General features: G+C 56.0%; 2 protein-coding genes. One reads left to right on the top strand and one right to left on the bottom strand.

Annotation, left to right across the window (positions count from 1 at the left end):
* The coding region (locus A3A5_RS44985; protein ID WP_232431403.1) for a hypothetical protein at positions 1–340 on the top strand (340 nt) is incomplete at its 5' end.
* A gap of 469 nt (positions 341–809) precedes the next feature.
* Here A3A5_RS44985 and A3A5_RS0119625 read toward each other — a convergent pair.
* Positions 810–1,214, bottom strand: coding sequence for a hypothetical protein (locus tag A3A5_RS0119625; RefSeq protein ID WP_018312235.1), 405 nt, complete (start codon positions 1,212–1,214; stop codon positions 810–812).
* Between the last annotated feature and the right edge of the window lie 577 nt (positions 1,215–1,791).

The raw sequence follows: 1,791 nt of genomic DNA, 5'->3' as shown, positions 1-1,791 counted from the left end.
TTGCAACTGCGCGCGTTCGTCTTCGCTCAACACCAGTTCGGCCTTCGGTCTGCCCGTCCTCATCGTGGTATCTCCGTTCCCAAATGCCGAAACGGTATGCAAGACTAATGCCAGTTATTTGTGGGACGGAACACTAGCCTTGCGCGAAACAAGTTTGACGGCCTATCCCGCGCATACGTTATACGGCCAGGGCAAAACGCGGGGGCAAATCTGTGAGCTATTGGAGCCGGCAGCTATCAACCAGGCCTGTGCAGCCATCGTTCTGGTCAATGGCGACGCTCCCCAACGGAAGTACGTGAAGCTATCTTCGAGAAAATCTACGACAAGATTCGCGAACTAGCAGCGGGAGGTGCACAGCCCAACCTGAATGTTGGCAAGGTAAAAGCAACTCTAATCCCCTTGCCGCCGTTGTCACTCGCGTCGAAGAGCTGAGACGTTTGTGTGCCAACCGCGCGTGGGGCTAACAGATCGGCAAACCTGCCAAGCCCACTTCGCCGCGGCGCTGGTCGAGCAGGCGCAGGTGGCCTGCCCGGACGAGGGCGGCCTGGAACTGGCGGCCTGAGCGCAGAGACCCGGGCCCCTGCCCGGCCGCCTCTTTATTCGCCGACAGCCCTTCGTTTGATATGCGAACGCGCGTTGGGCCGGCCAATAACCTCGCGATAAAAGCCGTTATCGCGAATTCAGCATTTCAGCACCACCCAAGAGAACCTAGCGTAATCGGGAGGCGGATGGTTTGGCCCGCAGGCGATACCAACCAACTGCAGACATCCAAGGCAGACCGGTGGAATTGGGAATAATTTCGCCATCAATCATCGTTGCTCGTGGATGTATTTGATGTCTTTTATCGTGGACGTGAAGCCGTAACGAGGGAAGGCCGGGTTCGGATGCTTGGCGAGATAGGCGTCCGCCAGCGCGTTGGCCGCTTCTAGGTAGAAGCGGCCCGGGTTACTGTTGTACGACGGATTGTTGTGCGGATTGGGGTTGAACTTGTAGGACTGGTCGTGGCCGCCGCTGATGTAAATGCGGATGCCACGCGCGCCTTTACCGTTAGCGCCGTACTTTACCTCACTATAGTTAAAGGTTATGCCGCCTTTGACCAACCGGCCGCTGATAGTGGCATTGGCGGCCAAAGCCCCGTCGGTGGTCAGCAATAGCACGCTGACCCCCAACAAGGCCGCGATGCGGCGGAAGAAGAGGTTGAGAGGGAGATTCATGGCACTCCTTCAGATAATGGTTGAGCGCCGTCGATGTGGCGATACAGCCAGAAATTGCAATGGAAAATTCCGGCCCTTGCGTCCGTTCCCGGACGTTACATAAACGCGAACGAACGAAGGCCTCGGGCTAAACGTGCTTTATTTTCCGTTTTCTGAAGCGAGCCCAATAAGAAAAAACCATTTCTTCGCTACGAAGATAGCGTAGTCCCGCTAAGTGGCAGAGTCTTTGATTTGGATCAATCGTATGCGGTCCATGACGGAGGCCCGTCAGAGCTGACATAGCGCAGCACGTCTGGATGGGTTCTGTCGCAATAAGGCCAAGGCGATTGTGGTTCTATACGAGTAGGATTGCTTACAGCACCAGAGGATAGAACTGGCCGCCAACAGTTTTGGCAAGCCCGTTAGTCGTTCATCTGCGCGCGAATCATTTGCATCAACTCAATGCCGGACAGGATGATGCCGCGCAACGGAGGTCCTTGAATCCATTTGATTACACACATCTCAGTCGTCAAGTTCACGGGCATACCGGAGACCGGCGGCGAAATCCACCACTCGCTGCAGGCCTTGCCAGATGGTC

Source organism: Cupriavidus sp. UYPR2.512 (genome assembly GCF_000379565.1).
Classification (GTDB): Bacteria; Pseudomonadota; Gammaproteobacteria; order Burkholderiales; family Burkholderiaceae; genus Cupriavidus.
This window is presented reverse-complemented; position numbering and strand designations above follow the sequence as displayed.